The following is a 20026-nucleotide window of genomic DNA, read 5'->3' on the forward strand; positions in this document are numbered from 1 at the left end:
GCTCCTCAAAAACTGCTCAGGGCCCGGGAGATCGCAATAAATGCCGGCCCCCCCAGCACAATCAATAAAGCGGGAAACAGGAAAACCATCATCACCACCGACATCTTGGCCGACATCTTCGAGATGAATTCCTGCAAGCGGGTCAAGCGGCGGTCATCGAGCAGTTGCTTGAGGGCCAGCAGCGACTTCATGGCGCCGCCGCCCTGCTGGATCAGTTGTTGGAGAATGATGCAGGTGTCGGTGAATTCGTCCACGGCCAGCAGCCGGGCAGTTTTGCCCAGTTCCTCGCTCAGTTCCAGGCCGGAGTCGACCCGTGCCAGGATCAGCCGCAGCTCCTGGGTCAGCGCGGGCAGCAGGCGCTGAGCTTCAACGCTCAATACCCGCAGCGACTGTTCAACCGCCATGCCCGACTCGAACAGAATGCGCAGCAGCGGGATGAAGGTCGACACCTCACGGGAGATTTGCTGCTGGCGGGCCTTGGCCGCGCTGGCGAGGATGCGCTTGGGTATCAGGTAGCCCACGCCCAGGCCGAGCAGGGGCGCGATCCACGGGGAGTCGGCGCCGGGAAAGATCAGTTCCTCACCCACCAGGATCAGCCCGGCCAGCACCAGCGGCACGCCAATCTGGCAGGCGGCGAAGATCGAGCGCTGATTGGCTTTGCGCCAGCCCACGCGGTTGAGCAGGATCTGCGTTTCGTTATCCATGCTCACCGAGCGCTGGGCCAGTTGGCTGCTGCCAAACTGGCTGAGCAGGGTGCCGAGCCGGTCGCGGCGCACCAGTTGGCCTTGCAGGCGCTGGTTGACCAGGCGCTCGCGGCGACGCTGGGCCAGCAACTGGCCGGCGATCAGCGTGAGCGCAGCCAAAAACAACAAGGCACTGATCAGCAGGACCATCTCAAATACTCCGCAACATGCGCCACATCGTCAGGCAGCCCAGCACCTGCATGGTCAGCGCGGCCAGCAGCATGTAGCGGCCGCTGTCGTCGTTCCACATGGTCAGCAGGTAGCCTGGGTTGATCAGCATGAAATAGCCCACCATGGCGATCGGCATGCCCGCCAGGACAAAAGCGGTAACGCGCGTCTCGCCGGTCATGGCGCGCAATTGCCGCGCGCCCTGTTCCCGTTCGCGGATCACCTTGATCAGGTTCTCCAGCAAGTCACTGGCATTGCCGCCGTAGCGGTGGTTGACCTTGAGGCCCAGGGCAAGCATGCGGAACTCGTCTTGCTCGTAGAACTCGGCAAAATCACTGGCGGCCTCGGGCAGGCTGACCCCCAGTTGCACATTGCGCTGGATACGCCCCATGGCGGGCTTCAAGGGCTCCTCGGTGCTGTCGATCGCACCCAGTAAGGCGTCTGCCAGGGTACGTCCGGACTTCAGGCTGCGCACGGTATGGTCGAGCACTTGCGGCAGTTGTTCGATCATCCGCTTCACCCGCCGCCGATAGCGCCAGGCGATGTACAGCCGCAGCAGCAGCGGCGGCAGCAACACCATGCTCAGCAGGCCGACCCAGCTCCACACCAGGAACCCCAGGACTGCGCCCAACACCCAGCAGGTCACCCACAGGCCCAGGCTGTCGGTGGGTTTGCCCAGGCCCGCGCGCTGGAACATGCGCTCCAGGCCGACCCAACGCCCGCGCTCTTCGGCCAGCAGCGGTTGGCCTTCGGCGAGCCGTTCCAGGACGCGGTCGGTTTCTGCCTGGCGCAGCCCACTGAGGAACAGGTGCAGCGACACGCCAATCAGGATCACGCAACTGAACATCAGGATGGCGCCGGTCATGGTGACGCTCCTATAGCGGCAGGGCGGATTCGCGGCGCAGTTTGTCACCCGCCGGGTTGACGGCCTCGCGCAGGAAGCCGAAGCCGGTGCGCCGGTCATGGCGGAACAGGGTGTTGGTGACATACACGTCATCGCGCACCCCCACCACTTCCACCACTTCACTGACGCAGCGCCGGCCGTCTGGCAGGCGGGTCAGTTGGATCACCACATCCAGCGCCGCGCAGATCATCTGGCGCAGGGTTTTCTCCGCGACCACCCGCCCGGTCAGGCCCACCAGGGTTTCCAGGCGCAACAGGGCGTCCTGGGCGTTGTTGGCGTGCACGGTGCTCATGGAGCCGTCGTGGCCGGTGTTCATTGCGGTCATCACATCCAGCACTTCCACACCACGGATCTCACCGAGGATGATGCGGTCCGGGCGCATCCGCAGGGCGTTGCGGATCAGGTCGCTGGCCTTCACCTCACCGTGCCCCTCGGCATTGGGCGGACGGGTTTCCAGGCGCACCACGTGGGGGTGGCCCAGTTGCAGTTCGGCGACGTCTTCGATGGTCACCAGGCGTTCGTGGGGGTTGATCAACTGGCTGAGAATATTGAGCAAGGTGGTCTTGCCGGTGCCGGTGCCGCCGCTGATCAGGATATTGCAGCGCTTGCCCACCGCCTCCTGGAAAAACTCGAAAATCGACTGGTCGATGGTCTGCATCGCTACCAGGTCGCTGCTCTTGAGCATGTCCTTGCGAAACTTACGAATCGACAGGCACGGACCGTCCAGGGCAATCGGCGGGATGATCGCGTTGACCCGGCTGCCATCGGGCAACCGGGCGTCGACCATCGGCGAAGATTCATCCAGGCGCCGACCCAATGGCGCGAGGATGCGTTGCATGACCCGCTCCACATGGTGGGCGTCGATAAAACGCAGGTCGCTCTGGTGCAACAGGCCGTCCCGTTCGACAAACACCCGGTGTGGGCCGTTGACCAGAATCTCGGTCACTGACGGGTCGCGCAACAGCACTTCCAGTGGGCCGAAGCCGGTCAGTTCATCGACGATTTCCTCGGCTAGGCGCTCCATCTCATAACGGGAAATCGCCAGGTGCATGCGCGTGATGTATTCGGACACCTTGTCGATGACAAATTGCGCCAGGGATTGGCGCGAGCCTTCCAGCAGGTTTTTCCCCGACTCTTCGATGGCATCGATGATGTAGCGGTGCAGCACCAGTTTCAGGCCGTCGTGATCCACGGCGCTGCCTAGCCCACGGGCAGGCGCGCCGAAGAGCTTTTCGCCGTTCATTTGATGGTCCCCCGCAGCCGCTCAAACCAGCGGGTGGAAGGTTTTTCAAGACCTTCGGAGCGCTTGGCCAGGCGTTCGCCCAAGACCTTCAGGTTTTGCGTCAGGGTCTCCCTGGGCGCCAGGCTGAACAAGGTTTGCCCCTGGTTCTTGGCGTTCAGGCGCACTTCCGGGCTCAATGGCAGCACGGCGATGACTTCCAGGCCGAAGCTCTTTTCCAGGGCCTCGCTGTCCGGTGCGGCGCCCTTGAGATAGCGGTCGATCAGCAGCCGTGCATGGTCCAGCTTCATACCCTTTTCCCGCCACTGATTGAGTACCGCCAGGTTGCGTCGGCAGTCGAGGACATTCTGGTCGGTGCACCACAAGAGCTTGTCGCAGTGGCTGACAAAAGTGCGCAGGGCTTCGCTGTCGCGCTGGCCGGTGAGGTTTACCACGATGTGCTGGAAGTGTTGGCGCAAGGCACTGAGCAGCATGTACAGCTCGGCGGCGCTGGTCAGTTCCAGGGGGTCGTCGCTTTCGGTGTAGGCGAGGATGCGCAGGCCACCTTCGGTGGCGGTAAAGGCGCTGTTGATCAGCGTGGTGTCCAGGCGGCGCAGGTGGCGCAGGGCATCGCCAAAGTTGAACGAGCTTTCCAGGCCCAGCAACGCCAGGCTGTCGCCACGGGGCAGGCCCAGGTCCAGCAGCAGGGTCTGTTGACCGCTCTTTTGCACCACCATCGCCAGGTGGCTGGCGAGCAGGGCGCCGTCGGCATTGCCCTGGGTGCCATACAGCACCGTCAGGCCGCCCAGGTGCGCATTGTGGGCGACTGGCGGCAGGCGTTTGCTCAGGCGCCGCACCAGGCCGGCGACTTCGCTGGAGCGTGAACCATAGGCGACAAAATCCCGCGCCCCGGCACGCATCGCGTTGAGTACCAATTGATTGTCCATGCCGTCGCCCAGGGCGACGATGGCCAGCATCGGCTTGGCTTCCAGGGCGCCCTCGATCAAGGCGCTCTGGGCCACTACATGTTCGCGGTCCAGGCCGACGAACACCAGGTTGGCGAAGGTCACGTCCACCAGGGCCAGCAGTTCGTCGAGGCTGCCACCACCGGCACTGACCACTTGGCCCAGGGGTGCCAGGGCGCCTTGCAGCCATTCCAGGTCGGTGGTGTTGCGGGTGATTGCCAGGAACGTCTGGCTCAGGCTATCGCTCATTGGGAAAGTCCTGTGCGTCGGTCGAAGTTGCCGTTTTCCAGGAAGTACAGGCGATACCAGTTGGGATCGTAGTTGCGCAGTTTTTCCCCGGGCAGGGACGGCAGGCGCGCGTTGGCGGCCAGGGGTTGGACCAGGTGCGGGGTAACGATCATCAGCAACTCTTTTTCCTCGCGGCTGACGTTGCTGTCACGGAAAAACGCACCAAGGATCGGTATATCGCCCAGGCCTGGAAACTTGCTGATGGTGGAGCGGTTGTTATTGCTGATTAGGCCGCTGATCACAAAGCTTTCGCCATCGGCCAGGGACACCGTGGTGTCGGTACGCCGCACCGTCAGGGCCGGTACCTGGATGCCTTCTACCTGCAAGGCGTTGGCGTAATCCAGCTCGCTGACTTCCGGTGCGACCTTGAGGGAAATCCGCGTGCGGTCGATCACGGTGGGGGTCAGGGTCAGGCGGATACCGAACTCTTTGTACTCGATGGAGATGGTGTCGCTGCCGGCACTGGGCACTGGGATCGGCACTTCGCCACCGGCAAGGAAGGTCGCACTGTGCCCGCTCATGGCAACCAGGCTCGGCCGCGCCAGCGTGTAGGCAAAACCGCTGCGTTCCAGGGCATTGATCAGCGCCGAAAAGCGCCCGCCGCCGATGCCGATGTTAAAACTCTCGTTATCCAGGGGCAGGCTCATCCCGGCTGTGCGCGGGCTGCCGAACAGGAAGTTGCGGGTGCCGCCGAAAATCGACGTGCTGGCCTCCTTGAGCTTCGTGCGGCTGACTTCGACAAAGCGGATATCGGTCTGCACCTGGCTCGGCAGGGATGGGTCGTCGGACGGCGCCAGGGCCTGGCTGGTCAGGCTTGAGCTGGCCTTGCCCTTGACGAACACCATGCTTTGGCGCGGCGCACTGGAGCAGTGGGTCCAGACCATCAGGCTGGTAGCGCCCGAGGCAACGCCGGTGAGCAGGAAGGCGCGGTCACCGTTGAGGTGTACATCGGCGATTTTCGGGTCGCCGATGGCCAGCCGGGTGATCGCTACAGGCGATTGCAGGGTCTGTTGCAGGCCTTCGCCGACCTCGACCACGGCCGGCAGGGCGCCCAGGCCGCTGCAACTGTCGGTAGCCGCGAACGCCAGGCTTACAGGCAGACTGGACAGCATCAGTGCCCAGGCCATTTGCGTGAACGCAGGTGCAAATCGATGGCGCATTCAAGGCATCCTTGCTCAGGGATTTTGTTGGATCGCTTGGTTACCGCGTATGACCTCGATGCCGGAGCGCCGGGGTTCGTTGGTGGCTCCAGCCTGTGCGACTCTTTTCGGCGCACCGAGCATGGCCAGTTGAGTGAACTGGTACAGCTCGCGATTGGCGCTTTGCAGTTTGGCGAAGGCCTCGTTGTCCCCGGCCCAGTACTGGCTCAGCAATTGTTCATCGGCACTGCGTACCGCCAGGCGCAAGGCGCCGACGCTGGTGGCCAGCATCAAGCGGCTCATCAACTGTTCCGGCACTGCCAGCACTACGGTTCGCGGTGGGCTTGCCTGGCGTTGTGCCTGGCGGGCTTTTTCTTCATCGGTGGTGGGCGGCGCAACGGCGGGCTTGCCATCGTTGGTCGGGCCGAGGGTATCGCCGACACTGAGCAGGCGCAGGGCCGGCACGATGATCTGTGACGTGGGCTCGGGGTTGGTGCCTTCCGGGCGCAGGAACAGCAGCACATCCACAAAATCCCCGGGGCTCAACTGGCCAGCCGCACCGATGACCTCATCGACGGCCACCGCCAGGGCGCGTTCGTCAGGGCGGATCATGCGGGCTAGCGGGCCTCCGGCATTGAAGCTGGAATCATCCAGCCAGGTGCCGGCACGCAGGGCTCTCAAGGGCGTGCGGCCGATGGCCTGGTCGAGGCTGGTCAAGCTGCCGGCCGGGGCGGTGCGCAGTTTTTCCAGGGTCAGGTCGGCGGCGGTCAGGGCGATATAGGGCGGCACGTCATGGGCCAGGACCACCACGGGTTGGCGGGTCTGGTCTTCGACGGCGGCGACGGTTTTTTCCACAGAAACGCCAGATGGCGCGGGCGTGGCTGCCGGCTCAGGCGGACGACTCAGTACCAGTCCCCAATAGCCTGCAAACAGCGCACCGATTAATAACAACCCGGCCAGGATCATGCTGACACGACTGTTCATGAAGGCTCTCCCTTTCCTGTTGCACCACGCGCCCGTTTTTCCCAACGAGTTGATTTCGCAACCAGGCAGCTATGAACATCTAACGATTTCGCTATTTGACGGTAGCCGAGCTAGGACAAAATGCCATTAGCGTCCGCGATTTATTTTGGAACCCTCGCGCAGCTCCTTAAAACACGGGTTCATGACGTCAAGGTTGTGACTACTACTTTGTGATTAATCCGTTCTTACAGTTGTTGATGTGGGGTTTGTTGACAATGCTCTAGTGGCACGCAGCAATCACCGTGCAGCACCGCGATCTGCGCAAGCAAGCGCAAAGGAGAAGTCATATGTTCCTTACCTTCATGATGAAGCTCTACGTCCAACTCCAACTGTTCTTTCATCGCAAAGAGGGCGCGACGGCGATTGAATACGTGATTCTTGTCGCGGTTATCGCGCTGGTCGTGCTGGCGGCCGGTAAATTGCTTGGGCCTCAGATCGCGGCCATGTTCGCTAAAGTCGGAGCCGCCTTGACCTGATTGGCAGCAGTGCCTTGAGCATGCCCATCAGTGATTGTCTTGGAAGGTATTGCTCATGAGCGCTGTTGTTGCGAGCCGCCAGCAGATCCTGTTGGTGGATGACGAAGAAGATGCCCTCGTTGAACTGGCCGAATCGCTGGGAGACGAGGGCTTTATTTGTTTTTGTGCCACCTCCGTCACAGATGCATTGCAGCAACTGACACTGCATCCTGATATCGCGCTGGTTATCACCGACTTGCGCATGCCCGAGGAAAGTGGCATCTCCCTGATCAAGCGCTTGCGTGAGCACACGTCACGCCAGCACCTGCCCGTTATTGTCATGTCCGGCCATGCCGAAATGGATGATGTCAGTGACATGCTGCGCTTGCAGGTCCTGGACCTGTTTCGCAAACCCATCTACCTGGTTCGGTTGATCGACACCCTTAACAATCTGTTCCCCCGGGCGTAGGGAACAGTTGGCCCGTGCATAGCGCCCTGCTGAGGAGATGCCCTATGTTGCTTGCCCTGCTGCTGAGGATGTATGCGTGGTCGATGCTGTTCTGGCGCCGCCGGGACGGTGCGACGGCTATCGAGTATGTGATTTTGATTGTGGTGATTGCGCTGGTGGTGCTGGCGGCTGGGAAGTTGCTGGGGCCGCAGATTGCGACGTTCTTTGGCAAGGTGGGGGATGCTCTGACCTGAGGGCGGCGGCCATAGGTATCTACACTGGGTTTGTGTACATCTCCGTTGCTGCGGTCACGGCCACTTAGGGTTCCGCCCTTACGGCGGGTCACTTTCGAAGAGCGCGAAAGTAACCAAAGCGCTTTTGCCCCACCACTCGGTGCCTCGCCTAGGCTCGGCATGCCCGCAGTCAGGCATTGCTCCGTGGGCCCGCCGCGATCGGCCATCCATGGCCGTGTCGCGGCTACCCCGGCATCCATGCCGGGGTGCCCACTGCGCAATACCTGCCTGCGGCCAGCGTGGTTTAACGGGGCGCCTGAGATCAAGATCAAGATCAAAAGCAGAGCTACAGCGCAGAGCTGCATTTCCCTGTGGGAGCTGGCTTGTCGGGTCGCCGCATTGCCGCATCGCCGGCAAGCCGGCTCCTACAGCTGATAGCTAAAACTCAAGGTATACCGCGGCCGCCGGTTAAAACTGTCCAATGCCATATCCGACATCGGCTTGGCCGCCTCCAACGCAATGTTGTAGTACTTGGCATCGCCAAAGCGCACGCCAACGGCGGCGGATGACATGTCACTGTCCTTGACCGGCAGGTTGTTGAACCAGGCCTTGGCGCGGTCGAGCACGACGTAAGGCTGCACGATCCTTACCCAGTCGCCAGCGCGGTTGTAGCTGTAGTTCACCTCGTAGGCCACCCCCCAGCCCTTGTCGCCCGAACCCTGGTCATCCGGGTAGCCGCGCCCGAAGTTCTGCCCACCGAACACCGCTCGTTCGCTGTCGGGCAGGGTGTCGTCGCTCCAGTACAGCGCCGCCGAGAGCACGCCTTGCCAGTTGTCGAAGAACTTGTCGCTCTGCACCCCGGACAGGCGCAGGCGGAAGAAGTCCAGGTCGGATTTTATGCCCTCGAAGTCACTGCGGGTTTTTGCGCCCAGGCCGTCGACGCCCTGGTACAGGCCGGCGCTGAGGATGCGCAGTTGGCGATTGTCGGCCTTGCGCCAATCCCCTTCAAAGGCCAGCGCGCGCAGGTCGGTTTCCACGTCAAAGCGTTGCGGGTAACCGACCAGTTGATAGCGAGTCCTGTCGTTCACCCCGTAGAAGCGAGTGCCGAGGGTCAGGGACTCGCTGGGCGAAGCGATCAGCGGGTGGCTCAGGCCGATGGAGAACCGGTCGTTTTCCCGGTGTGGCTTGAGCGAGAAGCCGCCGTCGAGGCGGATATGGGTGCTCGGGTCGCTGCGATAGCGCGCGCCATACAGGCTCAGTTGCGTGCCTTCGGCATTGATGAACTGGCTGTAGTCGAGCCGGTAGTAATGCTCTTTGTCGTCCCCCGGCGGGAACAGGCCGCTGAGGCTGACTTGTTCGCCCATTGATGTGTGGGAATTGCTGGTACCGGCGATCAAGGCTTGCAGGCCCCCGCGGCTGTCGTCGGTCATGCTCATGCTGCTGGTGAACGGTTTGCGGCTGGCCTGGATATTCATGTGCGCAGCACCATCGGTGGTGCCCGGTGGCGGTACTTGCGCTTGCAGCGTCACTCCGGGAATCCGCCCCATCAAGGTGGTGTAGCGCTCGAAAGTCTTGCGGGTCAGCGGGCGTTCGGCCTGGAGCTTTTGCGCCAACTTGTCGACGTAGGCCGACACCGAACCAATGTCGCCTTGTACCTGGTAGTCCTTGATGTAACCCTCGACCAACACCACGCGCACCAGGCCCTGTTCGAAGCGCTGGTCGGGCAGGAAGGCGTAGGACAACAGGTAGCCGTCCTGCTGATAGCGCCGGGTGATGCTGCGGGTCGCTTCGATCAGTTGGGCGAGGTTGGTTTCATGGCCAATCAACGGCTCGAAAACCTGGGCGACTTCCTGCAGCGGATACACCGTGCCGCCTTCGATCTGCAGCTTGCGGATGGTGACTTTGGTGTCCATCAGCAGCGGTTGCGCTTGTGCCGCCGGGGTCTCTGGTAGCTGGGTCTGCGGCGTCACGGGCCGGTAGGCGTCGGCCGGCAGGTTGGGGACGGGGAGGTTGCGGATGGTGTCGTTGCTGTTGAGGAAGCTGGGTAGGGTCTCGGCGTGGACGTAAGCGCTGAGGGTGAGCAATAACAACGGCGTCAAAACGCGCATAGGACACTCCATGGTCAAAACTGCAGCGGCATTTCGTAGGGTCCCGCCGGGTTCTTGGGCACGGTTCGGGAGTTCCAATAAAAAAGACGAGAGACCCATTGGAATCTCTCGTCTCAACCAAGCGTAGGCGCTGTAGGGGAGGCCGTCTAATGGCCAGGTGCAATTCTTCTATTTGCCGGTCAGCCCCTTGAGCAGGCCGCCTACGCCGGTGTTTGTAGTGGCCGAACCCGACGCCGTGGCGTTGGCGTTGGCATTGATGTTCAGACCGCCCAGCAGGCCCCCGCCGCTACCACTGGTGCCGCCGGTAACCAGGCCGCCCACCGAGGACACCACGCCCCCGACTGCGGTGACGGTCTGGCCCACGGTGTTGGTGACCGGGTTAGCGTTGGCCGCGCTGATGTTGCCGCCCAGGCCGCTGACTGCGCCGCCCACTTGCGTCACCAGGCCGTTGACCGGTGCACCGATACCAGTGGAGGTGCCGATGTTTTGGGTCAGGCTGCTGACACCCGAAGTCACAGGGTTGAGCGCTGCGCCCACATTGGTTGCCAGGCCTGCCACCGGTGCGGTTGCCGCCGTGTTGGCGACGCCGTTGCCACCGATCACTGTGCCGAGCGAGGCTACTGTGTTGCCCAGTGCGCCGCCTGCCACACCCCCCGCACTGACGGTGCCGTTGGTGTTGCCCGCATTCAGGCCGTTACCGACGTTGGCCACCAGGCCGCCCACCAGTTCAGGCAGACCGGATGCAGGGGCGCTGCCACTGCCGGTCCCGGCAGACGGTGCGACGTAACCACCGGCAGTGCCCGCTACTGCTCCGACACCGCCGAGCACGCTGCCCAAGGCACCAGTTACCGGGTTGCCAGCGCCACCCGCGCCTGCCACCTGGGTGCCGAGGCCGGTGACGGTAGAGCCGACTTTGTCCAGCAGGCCATTGACCGGGTTGCCCAGGCCGGTGGCTTTACCCAGGTTGCCGGTGGTGTTTTCCACCAGCGAGACCACAGGCACCAGCACTTTGCCGCCCAGGGTATTGGTGACCGACCCCAGTGGGCCGGTGGTGCTGGCGGTGCTCAAGGTATCGCCGAGCATGGTGACCGCCTGGCCAACCTTATCCACCAGGCCGCCGGCTGCCCCACCGACGCCGCCGGTAAGGCCGCCCACTACTGGGATACCGCCCAGGGTGGTCGACAGTGTTTTGCCAGTGTTCGAAACACCCGTGCCCAGGTCGGCGACGCCGTTGGCCACACCGGCCACGGTAACGCCCAGGGAGTTGCTGTTAGTGCCCAGGGAGCCCAGGCCAGTACCGACGCCGGTGCCTACGCTGCCCACGGCGGTGCCCACGCTGGACACCAGGCCGCCTGCGGCAGTGCCGACTACTGGAACGCCGCCAACGGTGGTGCCGATGCCACCGATAGCTGTACCGACATTGCCGAGGGTGCCGCCCAGGTTGGCTGCAATCTGGCCAGTGACCAGGGGGCTGGTGGTCGAGCCAGTGCCGCCACCAGTACCACCGCCAGTGCCGCCGCCAGTGCCACCACCGGTTCCGCCGCCAGTGCCGCCGCCAGTGCCACCACCGTCGCCACCGCCAGTGCCACCACCGGTTCCGCCGCCAGTGCCACCGCCGGTTCCGCCGCCAGTACCACCACCGTCGCCGCCACCAGTGCCGCCGCCAGTACCACCACCGTCGCCGCCACCAGTGCCGCCGCCAGTACCACCACCGTCACCACCACCCGTACCACCACCGCCGGTACCGGCGCCAGCATCCGGGGAGGAGGATGCAACGCTGCTTTTATGACCGCCACCACCACTGCTGCAGCCTCCCAGGCTCATCGCCAAGATAAGGGCCAATGCAGTACTTGCCTTCCACAACACGACTTGAGTTTTCATGATGAGTTCCTTAGCACCTGGTACAGCCTTTGTTGGTTTCGCAAGTTCGCCTGTTCTTTGGCAGGCAATACATGCGTCCGTTGTGGCTATAACAGTCTTCGGTACTCTTTCTCGCAACGCTCAACTTGGTATTAACGATTTATATACAGGCGCTGGTATGCATCTTGGTGATTAATACCAAGGGTATAGGGGGCGGTTTGTTGTTTGCATCGATGTTTTATAAATCAACTACTTGAATAAGTTAGCGGGCTATCGTTAGCCCGCTATAACTTAGGTTGTATATATACAATTAATCAGCAAATTACCCCGGTTTCAGGCAATCGGCTGCCACTTGCCGAGCATGTGCTCTATATCGCTGTGGCCCTTGAGTTGCAACTCACCGCTGGAGCCGGGGGCGCTGCTCAACAAGATGACCTCGCCAGGCAGGCGCACCGGTTTCTTGAACTCAACGTAGATCTCGATATTCGCCGTGGGCAGATGTTCATGCAGGGCCGCCACGGTGCGAGCCTTGTTCCACAGCCCATGGGCGATCGCCTGGGGGAAGCCGAACAGCTTGGCGGTGAGTGCGCTCAAGTGGATCGGGTTGTAGTCGCCGGATACCCGGGCATACCGCCGTCCGATGTCGGATGGCGCCTGCCAGCGGGTCAGTTCGCTGATCGAATTGGGCGCGGGCAGGGATTGCTCTGGGGCCTCACCATCGAGTTTCACCCCGCGACAGAGCATTCGGCTTTCACCTTCCCACAGCAGACCCAGGGAATCTTCGACGGTGGTGATCAGGTCAAAAGTCGCACCCTTGGCATGGGGTTGCAGGTTGCGCGTATGCACGCTGACCCGTACATCGCTGACCCCGCCCATGGGGCGAAACACGCGGATACGGTTACTCAAATGCACCAGCCCCAGCAGCGGGAAGGGGAATTCCCGTGCTGTCAGCAGTTGCAACTGCAGGCCGAACGCCAGGATGTGCGGATAAGTCGCCGGCAGCAGCGGGCTCTGGGCAAACCCGCAGACCTTGCGATAGGCCGCGACCGCTTCGGGGTTGACCTGCACCCGGCAATGCAGGCCAAACGTGGGCAAGGTGGTGCCGGTGATCTTGCGCTTGAGCGCGGCGCGCCAGTACAGCGGTGGCAGCGCCGGGCTGCTGGGTAATGTGTGCCACAGCATGGTTACGCTCCCAGCAGGCTTTGCCCGCATACGCGCAATGCCTGGCCACTGACGGCGCCTGACCCTGGCTGGCCCAGCCAGGCCACCGCCTCGGCAACATCCTGCGGCAAGCCACCCTGGCCCAGTGAACTCATGCGCCGCCCGGCTTCACGCAAGGCGAAAGGAATATGCGCAGTCATCTGGGTCTCGATAAAGCCTGGCGCCACTGCGTTGATGCTGATACCCCGTTGCGCCAGCAGCGGCGCCCAGGCCTGGGCCAGGCCGATCAACCCGGCCTTGCTCGCGGCGTAGTTGGTTTGCCCGCGATTGCCGGCGATGCCGCTGATGGACGCGAGCAAAACCACGCGGCCATTGTCGTGCAGGGTGCCGCTGTCGAGCAGGGCCTTGGTCAACACTTGCGGGGCGTTGAGGTTGACTGCCAGCACTGCGTCCCAGTATTCCGGGGTCATATTGGCCAGGGTCTTGTCGCGGGTGATCCCGGCGTTATGCACCACAATGTCGATGCCGTCCGGCAAGTGGTCGATCAGTTGCGTGGCGGCGTCATCGGCGCAGATATCCAGGGCAATGCCACGCCCGCCCAAGCGTGCGGCGAGGGCGTCGAGATCGGCCTTGGCTTGCGGCACATCCAGCAACACAATTTCGGCTCCGTCGCGCGCCAAGGTTTCGGCAATCGACGCGCCGATCCCACGGGCAGCCCCGGTCACCAGGGCCTTGAGCCCGGCCAGCGGGCGCGTCCAGTCGTGCACCTGGGTTGGGCAGGCGTTCAGGCGCAGCACTTGGCCGCTGATATAGGCGCTTTTGGGAGAAAGGAAAAACCGTAGCGCACCTTCCAATTGCTCCTCGGCGCCTTCTGCGACATACAGCAGTTGCAGGGTGCCGCCGTTGCGCAGCTCCTTGGCCAGGGACCGGCTGAAGCCTTCGAGGGCGCGCTGGGCGCTGGCGGCAAACGGTTCGTCGAGGCTTTCCGGGGCGCGGCCGAGAATCACCAGGTGCGCGCTGTGATCGAGATTTTTCAGCAGCGGCTGGAAGAATTCACGCAGTTGCTTGAGTTGGTCGGTGTGCTGCAAGTGGCTGGCATCGAACAGCACCGCCTTGAGCTTGGGGCCGTGCCCGGGGATCCACGGCGTGGCCTGCAGCGGCTCGGGCCCGTAGCTGTAGATGGCCTCGGTGAGTTTATTGGCAAACCCCAGCACCTGGGCCGCGAGCGGGCCGCCGCCCAACAGCAGGGCGCCATCCACCGGGCGCAGGCGTCCGGCTTGCCAGCGCTCCAGGCGTACCGGGGACGGCAGGCCAATGGCCGAGACCAGGCGGTGGCCGAGGCTTGAGTTGGCGAAGTCGATATAACGGTCAGACATGGAACGCTCTCCGGCTGCTGGGGTTCAAAGGGTGGACCATCAATAGGTGACAGTCGTTCCTAGTCTAGGCTCAGGATTGCACCTACCACCTAACAGGGAGCTTTCCATGACTCAGTTGCGCCGTGTCGCGATCATTGGCGGTAATCGAATCCCCTTCGCCCGCTCCAATGGCCCCTACGCCACGGCGAGTAACCAGGCCATGCTGACCGCTGCCCTGGAAGGCTTGATCGAGCGCTACAACCTGCACGGCCTGCGCCTGGGCGAAGTGGCCGCAGGCGCGGTGCTCAAGCATTCGCGCGACTTCAACCTGACCCGCGAATGCGTGCTGGGCTCGCGCCTGTCGCCGCAAACCCCGGCCTATGACATTCAACAGGCCTGTGGCACCGGGCTGGAAGCGGCGTTGCTGGTGGCCAACAAAATTGCCCTGGGGCAGATCGAATGCGGGATTGCCGGCGGTGTCGACACCACCTCCGACGCGCCCATCGGGGTGAACGAGGGCCTGCGCAAGATCCTGCTGCAGGCCAACCGCAGCAAATCCATGGCGGATAAATTAAAAGTCCTGTTACAACTTCGCCCGCAACACCTCAAGCCGGAACTGCCGCGCAATGGCGAACCGCGTACGGGCCTGTCCATGGGCCAGCATTGCGAGCTGATGGCGCAGACTTGGCAGATACCCCGCGCCGAGCAGGACCAACTGGCCCTGGAAAGCCACCAGAAGATGGCCGCGTCCTACGCCGAAGGCTGGCATAACGACTTGCTCACGCCGTTCCTGGGGCTGACCCGTGACAACAACCTGCGCCCGGACCTGACCCTGGAAAAACTCGCCAGCCTCAAACCGGCTTTTGAACGCAGCGCAAAGGGCACCCTGACCGCCGGCAACTCCACGCCACTGACCGATGGTGCATCCCTGGTGTTGTTGGGCAGCGAAGCCTGGGCCAAGGAACGTGGCCTGCCGATCCTCGCCTACCTGCGCGATGGCGAAGCGGCGGCGGTGGATTTCGTCAATGGCGCCGAAGGGCTGTTGATGGCGCCGGTGTATGCCGTCCCACGCCTGTTGGCGAGAAATGGCCTGACCCTGCAGGATTTTGACTACTACGAAATCCATGAAGCCTTCGCTGCCCAAGTGTTGTGCACACTCAAGGCCTGGGAAGATGCCGATTACTGCAAGAGCCGCCTGGGCCTGGACGCACCGTTGGGCGCCATCGACCGCAGCCGGCTGAACGTCAAGGGCAGTTCCCTGGCCGCCGGGCACCCGTTTGCCGCTACCGGTGGGCGTATCGTCGCCAACCTGGCCAAGCTGCTGGACGCGGCCGGCAAGGGGCGCGGGCTGATTTCGATCTGCGCGGCGGGTGGCCAGGGCGTGACGGCGATCATTGAGCGCTGATCTCGGCTATCATCCGAACGCCTTGAGCAATAGCGGCTTTGTCGGATTAATCTGGCATATTGGATGCATTCTTTAGCAGATCAAGGCTCGTTACCCTCTCCCCGCTGTGCGAGGATTGCCGTATAACGAGTGCCATACGCGTGTTTGGTAATAAAGGACCCACAATAAAAGCTGATGAAGACTCCTAAACGCATTGAACCCCTGATCGAGGACGGTCTGGTCGACGAAGTGCTGCGCCCACTCATGAGTGGTAAAGAAGCAGCTGTTTATGTGGTGCGCTGCGGCAACGAGTTACGTTGCGCCAAGGTCTACAAGGAGGCGAATAAACGAAGTTTTCGTCAGGCGGCCGAATACCAGGAAGGCCGCAAGGTCCGCAACAGCCGGCAGGCCCGGGCGATGGCCAAGGGCTCCAAGTTCGGCAAGAAAGAAACCGAAGACGCGTGGCAGAACGCCGAAGTGGCGGCCTTGTTCCGCCTGGCCGGTGCCGGTGTGCGTGTGCCCCAGCCCTACGACTTCCTCGAAGGCGTGTTGCTGATGGAACTGGTGGCCGATGAATACGGTGATGCGGCGCCACGCCTGAACGACGTGGTCCTGGAGCCGGATCAGGCCCGTGAGTATCACGCATTCCTGATCTCGCAGATCGTATTGATGCTGTGTACCGGCCTGGTGCACGGTGACTTGTCCGAGTTCAACGTACTGTTGACGCCGACGGGGCCAGTAATCATCGACCTGCCGCAGGCGGTGGACGCGGCGGGTAACAACCACGCATTCACCATGCTCGAGCGGGACGTGGGCAACATGGCTTCGTATTTCGGGCGCTTTGCCCCGGAATTGAAGGCTACCAAGTACGCCAAGGAAATGTGGGCGCTGTACGAAGCCGGCACCTTGCACCCGGCCAGCGTATTGACCGGCGAGTTCGACGAACCGGAAGAGTTGGCGGATGTGGGCGGCGTGATGCGTGAGATCGAAGCGGCACGCCTCGACGAAGAGCGGCGCCAGGCGATCCGCGCAGCGGACGATGCGCCACCGGGCAAACCGGCGGAGGAACCGCCGCCGCCGTGGATGCAGTGATCTGACAACAAAAAATCCGGCCCAGGCCGGATTTTTTGTACCCCCGCTCCTTACTCAGTTACAGCAACTGCCCGACGCCAACTTCTTGAGGATCGGGCAATCGGGCCGGTGATCGCCCTGGCAGTTCTCCATCAGGTCCTGCAAGGTATCGCGCAACTGCCCCAGCTCGCGGATCTTGTGGTTCAGCTCATCGATATGCTGGCGAGCCAACGCCTTGACGTCGGCACTGGCGCGCTGCCGGTCTTGCCACAATTCCAGCAGCTTGCCGACTTCCTCCAGGGAAAACCCCAGGTCCCGCGAGCGCTTGATAAAGGCCAGGGTATGCAGGTCCTCGTGGTCGTACAGGCGATAGCCGCTGTCGCTGCGATGGGCCGGCTTGAGCAGGTTGATGGATTCGTAATAGCGAATCATCTTGGCGCTCAAGCCGCTTTGCCGGGCTGCTAGGCCGATGTTCATTGGCGGTGATCCTCCAGATCCTTGGGTTTCCAGGTTTTCAACAGCAGCGCATTACTGACCACGCTCACGCTGGACAGGGCCATGGCGGCACCGGCCAATACTGGGTTGAGCAGGCCGAACACGGCCAGCGGAATGCCGATCAAGTTATACACAAAGGCCCAGAATAGATTCTGCCGGATTTTTGCGTAGGTCTTGCGGCTGATTTCCAGCGCTGCGGGCACCAGGCGCGGATCGCCGCGCATCAGGGTGATACCGGCCGCGTGCATCGCCACGTCGGTGCCGCCGCCCATGGCGATGCCGATATCCGCAGCGGCCAGGGCCGGGGCGTCGTTGATGCCGTCGCCGACCATGGCCACTACCCCGGTCTTTTTCAGCTCGGCGACGGTGGCGGCCTTGTCGGCAGGCAACACTTCGGCGTGCACATCGTCGATGCCCAGCGCTTGTGCCACCACGCGGGCGCTGCCGCGGTTGTCGCCGGTCAGCAAGTGGCTGCTGATATTGCGCGCCTTGAGCTGCTGCACGGCTTGCAGGGCACCTTCCTTGAGGGTATCGCCAAAGGCAAACAGGCCCAGTACCCGCAGTTGTGGGCTTTGCTCGATCAGCCAGGACAAGGTGCGGCCCTCGGCCTCCCAGGCGCTGGCGTTGGCGGCCAGGTCCCCCGGCTTCAAGCCGGTCTCATCGAGCATGCGCCGATTGCCCAGGGCCAGTTGCCGGCCGTCCAGGGTGCCGGCAATGCCGCGCCCGGTCAGGGATTGGCTGGCGCTGACATCGGCAACCGGCAGGCCTTGATCGTTACACGCGTCCAGTACTGCCTTGGCCAATGGGTGTTCACTGCCGCGTTGCAGGGCGCCGGCCTGTTGCAGCAGCAACGCCTCATTGCCATCTACCGCATGCAGGTGGGCGATTTTCGGCGCGCCGGAGGTGAGGGTGCCGGTTTTGTCGAACACCACTGCGCTGACTTCGTGGGCGCGCTCCAGGGCTTCGGCATCCTTGATCAGAATCCCGTGACGGGCCGCAACGCCGGTGCCGGCCATGATCGCAGTCGGCGTCGCCAGGCCCAATGCGCACGGGCAGGCAATCACCAGTACCGCGACCGCGTTGATCAATGCGGTTTCCAGCGGCGCACCGTACAACCACCAACCAATCAGGGTGGCGAGGGCGATCACCAACACGGTTGGCACAAATACCTGGCTGACTTTATCCACCAGTTTCTGGATCGGCGCCTTGGCGGCCTGGGCGTCTTCGACCAGGCGAATGATGCGCGCCAGCACGCTTTCGGCGCCGAGGGCCAGGGTGCGTACCAGCAAACGGCCTTCACCGTTGATCGCACCGCCGGTGACTTTATCCCCAGGCTGTTTCGGTACCGGCAGGCTTTCACCGGTGATCAAGGCTTCGTCCGCATGGCTTTGGCCTTCGACCACTTCGCCATCCACCGGGAAACGCTCACCGGGCTTGACCAGTACCAAGTCGTTGAGGCGCAGCGCGCTGATGGCGACATCCTGCTCGCGGCCATCAATCACTTGGATCGCCCGCTCCGGCCGCAAGGCCTCCAGGGCCCGGATGGCGCTTGCGGTCTGGCGTTTGGCGCGGCTTTCCAGGTATTTGCCGAGCAGCACCAGGGCGATCACCACCGCCGAGGCTTCGAAGTACAGGTGCGGTTCCACCCCAGCCGGGGCGATGAGCCATTGATAGATACTCAGGCCATACCCGGCGCTGGTGCCGATGGCGACCAGCAGGTCCATGTTGCCCGCACCGGCGCGCACGGCTTTCCAGGCGGCGACATAGAAGCGCGCACCAAAGATGAACTGCACCGGTGTGGCGAGAAGGAACTGGATCCAGGCCGGGAGCATCCAGTGCAGGCCGAAGGGCTGCACCAGCATCGGCAACACCAGTGGCAACGCCAACACAATGGCCATCACCAGTGACCAGCGTTCGCGTTTCAGGCGCTGTTCCTGGCTGGCTTGGGTGGCGGTTTCGCTCTGCGGCAAGGTGGCGGTATAGCCGGCCTTTTCCACGGCGGCGATCAGTACGGCGGCGTCCATCTGGCCCGCCACCTCGACGTGGGCTCGTTCATTGGCCAGGTTGACGCTGACGCTTTGCACGCCGGGCACCTTGTTCAGGGCGCGTTCGACCCGCCCGACGCAACTGGCGCAGGTCATGCCGCTGATCGGCAGGTCGAAGGTGGTGGATCCATTCATGGGGCAGTCCTCCAGGAGTAGTTGCCTGTAGGATCAACCTTAACCTTAGGGGAAGGTCAAGCTCCATTATCCCGCGTGGTTCAATAGCCCAGTTTTGCAGGCTTTAGGTACATGCCGTCTGCGCCTTGGGCAATGCGCAGCTTGCGCACATCGCCAGCTTTCAACTCGATGGTTTGTGCCTTGGGCGCCAACAGTCCCGGCAGGCAGCCTGGCGCCTGGCCTGGCAACAGTTTGAGACGCAGCGAGACCCGGCCTGCGGGGAAGTTGAACGAGGTGGCCTGCTCCTGGAACAGCCGGCCGGCCAGTTGATCATTGACGTACAGGCCAATCTCGCAATTGGTGGGTACTTCCAGGCGTTCCCTGGAAATGATCAGCACCCCATAGTCCTCGGCGGCGCTGGCCTGGGGGACAGTGGCGAACAGGCTGAGCAGGCTCACAAGGCCAAAAAACGACCAGCGCATGGTGAATTCTCCGGGTTTCAAATCGTGGATGGTTGCAGCTTGGCCGACGCCGCCAGGGAATGCCAGCCCGGCAGTTGTTTTCAGCGCTTGACCTTGCCATCGTGGAAAGGATGAAACTGGGCGAAACCTCACTCAAGGAGTCATGTCATGCAAATATTCAGCGTTGAAGGAATGACCTGCGGCCATTGCGTTCGGGCCGTGACCCAAGCAGTACAATCCAAGGATCCGGCCGCCAGTGTGAATGTAAATCTGAGTGCCAAGGAAGTCGGTGTCGAAAGTCGCTTGTCGCCGGAAGAGGTGATCAGCCTGATCACCGAAGAAGGCTACAACGCCAGGCTCGCCTGATTATTTAATAGGTAGCGAGCT

Annotated in this window: 19 protein-coding genes; 6 read left to right on the forward strand and 13 right to left on the reverse strand. The window is 62.6% G+C overall.

Going from position 1 to position 20026, the window contains the following annotated elements; translation table 11 throughout:
- Positions 1–5: 5 nt before the first annotated feature.
- The 6 genes from ACSSVH_RS03030 to cpaB are packed head-to-tail and all read right to left on the reverse strand — an operon-like array spanning position 6 to position 6410.
- Positions 6–893 carry a type II secretion system F family protein gene (locus ACSSVH_RS03030; RefSeq protein ID WP_492634062.1) on the reverse strand — a complete coding sequence of 296 codons (888 nt, stop codon included), beginning with the start codon at positions 891–893 and terminating at the stop codon, positions 6–8.
- Position 894: 1 nt separating this feature from the next.
- A complete protein-coding gene (locus tag ACSSVH_RS03035; RefSeq protein WP_169952008.1) occupies positions 895–1776 on the reverse strand; it encodes a type II secretion system F family protein in 882 nt (293 codons plus the stop codon).
- A gap of 10 nt (positions 1777–1786) precedes the next feature.
- Positions 1787–3058 carry a TadA family conjugal transfer-associated ATPase gene (locus ACSSVH_RS03040; RefSeq protein ID WP_169952006.1) on the reverse strand — a complete coding sequence of 424 codons (1272 nt, stop codon included), beginning with the start codon at positions 3056–3058 and terminating at the stop codon, positions 1787–1789.
- Positions 3055–4248 (reverse strand): CpaE/TadZ family protein, encoded by a 1194-nt coding sequence (locus ACSSVH_RS03045; protein WP_169952004.1) that lies wholly within the window; start codon positions 4246–4248, stop codon positions 3055–3057. Before ACSSVH_RS03045 ends, ACSSVH_RS03040 begins: the two co-directional genes overlap by 4 nt.
- On the reverse strand, positions 4245–5447 hold the full coding sequence (locus ACSSVH_RS03050; RefSeq protein ID WP_169952002.1) for a type II and III secretion system protein family protein: 1203 nt from the start codon (positions 5445–5447) through the stop codon (positions 4245–4247). The genes ACSSVH_RS03045 and ACSSVH_RS03050 overlap by 4 nt, the downstream gene beginning before the upstream one ends.
- Before the next feature lie 15 nt (positions 5448–5462).
- Positions 5463–6410, reverse strand: a complete 948-nt coding sequence (cpaB, locus tag ACSSVH_RS03055; protein ID WP_170042544.1) for a Flp pilus assembly protein CpaB — start codon at positions 6408–6410, stop codon at positions 5463–5465.
- Between the two features lie 326 nt (positions 6411–6736).
- On the opposite strand from cpaB, the gene ACSSVH_RS03060 reads away from it, so the two are divergent.
- The 3 genes from ACSSVH_RS03060 to ACSSVH_RS03070 are packed head-to-tail and all read left to right on the forward strand — an operon-like array spanning position 6737 to position 7606.
- A complete protein-coding gene (locus ACSSVH_RS03060) occupies positions 6737–6925 on the forward strand; it encodes a Flp family type IVb pilin (protein WP_038445716.1) in 189 nt (62 codons plus the stop codon).
- A 55-nt stretch (positions 6926–6980) separates the two neighbouring features.
- The gene (locus ACSSVH_RS03065) at positions 6981–7373 is read left to right on the forward strand and encodes a response regulator (RefSeq protein ID WP_169951998.1); all 393 of its coding nucleotides are present in this window, start codon (positions 6981–6983) and stop codon (positions 7371–7373) included.
- 44 nt (positions 7374–7417) lie between these two features.
- Positions 7418–7606: a Flp family type IVb pilin gene (locus tag ACSSVH_RS03070; RefSeq protein WP_169951996.1), complete on the forward strand. Its 189-nt coding sequence runs from the start codon at positions 7418–7420 to the stop codon at positions 7604–7606.
- 404 nt (positions 7607–8010) lie between these two features.
- Here the strand turns inward: ACSSVH_RS03070 and ACSSVH_RS03075 are convergent, their stop codons facing one another.
- From ACSSVH_RS03075 to ACSSVH_RS03090, 4 genes are all read right to left on the reverse strand, one after another.
- A complete protein-coding gene (locus ACSSVH_RS03075) occupies positions 8011–9693 on the reverse strand; it encodes a ShlB/FhaC/HecB family hemolysin secretion/activation protein (RefSeq protein ID WP_169951994.1) in 1683 nt (560 codons plus the stop codon).
- 168 nt (positions 9694–9861) lie between these two features.
- Complete coding sequence (locus ACSSVH_RS03080; RefSeq protein WP_492634063.1) at positions 9862–11574, reverse strand: collagen-like triple helix repeat-containing protein; 1713 nt, start codon at positions 11572–11574, stop codon at positions 9862–9864.
- A gap of 312 nt (positions 11575–11886) precedes the next feature.
- Complete coding sequence (locus tag ACSSVH_RS03085) at positions 11887–12735, reverse strand: MaoC family dehydratase (RefSeq protein WP_492634064.1); 849 nt, start codon at positions 12733–12735, stop codon at positions 11887–11889.
- A gap of 2 nt (positions 12736–12737) precedes the next feature.
- Positions 12738–14090 carry a 3-oxoacyl-ACP reductase gene (locus tag ACSSVH_RS03090; RefSeq protein WP_492634065.1) on the reverse strand — a complete coding sequence of 451 codons (1353 nt, stop codon included), beginning with the start codon at positions 14088–14090 and terminating at the stop codon, positions 12738–12740.
- Positions 14091–14196: 106 nt separating this feature from the next.
- Between ACSSVH_RS03090 and ACSSVH_RS03095 the strand changes: the two genes are divergently transcribed.
- Both ACSSVH_RS03095 and ACSSVH_RS03100 read left to right on the forward strand, forming a co-directional pair.
- A complete protein-coding gene (locus tag ACSSVH_RS03095; protein ID WP_169957131.1) occupies positions 14197–15474 on the forward strand; it encodes an acetyl-CoA C-acetyltransferase in 1278 nt (425 codons plus the stop codon).
- A gap of 174 nt (positions 15475–15648) precedes the next feature.
- On the forward strand, positions 15649–16545 hold the full coding sequence (locus tag ACSSVH_RS03100) for a PA4780 family RIO1-like protein kinase (protein WP_076961462.1): 897 nt from the start codon (positions 15649–15651) through the stop codon (positions 16543–16545).
- A 54-nt stretch (positions 16546–16599) separates the two neighbouring features.
- Here ACSSVH_RS03100 and cueR read toward each other — a convergent pair whose 3' ends face one another.
- The 3 genes from cueR to ACSSVH_RS03115 form a co-directional block, all read right to left on the reverse strand.
- Positions 16600–17001, reverse strand: coding sequence for a Cu(I)-responsive transcriptional regulator (gene cueR / locus ACSSVH_RS03105; RefSeq protein ID WP_169957133.1), 402 nt, complete (start codon positions 16999–17001; stop codon positions 16600–16602).
- A complete protein-coding gene (locus ACSSVH_RS03110) occupies positions 16998–19199 on the reverse strand; it encodes a heavy metal translocating P-type ATPase (protein WP_169957134.1) in 2202 nt (733 codons plus the stop codon). Before ACSSVH_RS03110 ends, cueR begins: the two co-directional genes overlap by 4 nt.
- Positions 19200–19279: 80 nt before the next feature.
- Positions 19280–19660, reverse strand: coding sequence for a hypothetical protein (locus ACSSVH_RS03115; protein ID WP_169957135.1), 381 nt, complete (start codon positions 19658–19660; stop codon positions 19280–19282).
- A gap of 147 nt (positions 19661–19807) precedes the next feature.
- Between ACSSVH_RS03115 and ACSSVH_RS03120 the strand changes: the two genes are divergently transcribed.
- Positions 19808–20005, forward strand: coding sequence for a heavy-metal-associated domain-containing protein (locus ACSSVH_RS03120; protein ID WP_492634066.1), 198 nt, complete (start codon positions 19808–19810; stop codon positions 20003–20005).
- Positions 20006–20026 lie beyond the last annotated feature (21 nt).

It is taken from the genome of Pseudomonas sp. HC1(2025) (genome assembly GCF_058742075.1).

Bases quoted from the DNA above. Each gene is read 5' to 3' on its own strand.
- ACSSVH_RS03030 (WP_492634062.1), bottom strand. From the start codon at position 893: ATGGTCCTGCTGATCAGTGCCTTGTTGTTTTTGGCTGCGCTCACGCTG.
- ACSSVH_RS03065 (WP_169951998.1), top strand. From the start codon at position 6,981: ATGAGCGCTGTTGTTGCGAGCCGCCAGCAGATCCTGTTGGTGGATGAC.
- ACSSVH_RS03040 (WP_169952006.1), bottom strand. From the start codon at position 3,058: ATGAACGGCGAAAAGCTCTTCGGCGCGCCTGCCCGTGGGCTAGGCAGC.
- ACSSVH_RS03050 (WP_169952002.1), bottom strand. From the start codon at position 5,447: ATGCGCCATCGATTTGCACCTGCGTTCACGCAAATGGCCTGGGCACTG.
- ACSSVH_RS03080 (WP_492634063.1), bottom strand. From the start codon at position 11,574: ATGAAAACTCAAGTCGTGTTGTGGAAGGCAAGTACTGCATTGGCCCTT.
- ACSSVH_RS03120 (WP_492634066.1), top strand. From the start codon at position 19,808: ATGCAAATATTCAGCGTTGAAGGAATGACCTGCGGCCATTGCGTTCGG.
- ACSSVH_RS03110 (WP_169957134.1), bottom strand. From the start codon at position 19,199: ATGAATGGATCCACCACCTTCGACCTGCCGATCAGCGGCATGACCTGC.
- ACSSVH_RS03115 (WP_169957135.1), bottom strand. From the start codon at position 19,660: ATGCGCTGGTCGTTTTTTGGCCTTGTGAGCCTGCTCAGCCTGTTCGCC.
- ACSSVH_RS03035 (WP_169952008.1), bottom strand. From the start codon at position 1,776: ATGACCGGCGCCATCCTGATGTTCAGTTGCGTGATCCTGATTGGCGTG.
- ACSSVH_RS03045 (WP_169952004.1), bottom strand. From the start codon at position 4,248: ATGAGCGATAGCCTGAGCCAGACGTTCCTGGCAATCACCCGCAACACC.
- cueR (WP_169957133.1), bottom strand. From the start codon at position 17,001: ATGAACATCGGCCTAGCAGCCCGGCAAAGCGGCTTGAGCGCCAAGATG.
- ACSSVH_RS03100 (WP_076961462.1), top strand. From the start codon at position 15,649: ATGAAGACTCCTAAACGCATTGAACCCCTGATCGAGGACGGTCTGGTC.
- cpaB (WP_170042544.1), bottom strand. From the start codon at position 6,410: ATGAACAGTCGTGTCAGCATGATCCTGGCCGGGTTGTTATTAATCGGT.
- ACSSVH_RS03060 (WP_038445716.1), top strand. From the start codon at position 6,737: ATGTTCCTTACCTTCATGATGAAGCTCTACGTCCAACTCCAACTGTTC.
- ACSSVH_RS03075 (WP_169951994.1), bottom strand. From the start codon at position 9,693: ATGCGCGTTTTGACGCCGTTGTTATTGCTCACCCTCAGCGCTTACGTC.
- ACSSVH_RS03085 (WP_492634064.1), bottom strand. From the start codon at position 12,735: ATGCTGTGGCACACATTACCCAGCAGCCCGGCGCTGCCACCGCTGTAC.
- ACSSVH_RS03090 (WP_492634065.1), bottom strand. From the start codon at position 14,090: ATGTCTGACCGTTATATCGACTTCGCCAACTCAAGCCTCGGCCACCGC.
- ACSSVH_RS03095 (WP_169957131.1), top strand. From the start codon at position 14,197: ATGACTCAGTTGCGCCGTGTCGCGATCATTGGCGGTAATCGAATCCCC.
- ACSSVH_RS03070 (WP_169951996.1), top strand. From the start codon at position 7,418: ATGTTGCTTGCCCTGCTGCTGAGGATGTATGCGTGGTCGATGCTGTTC.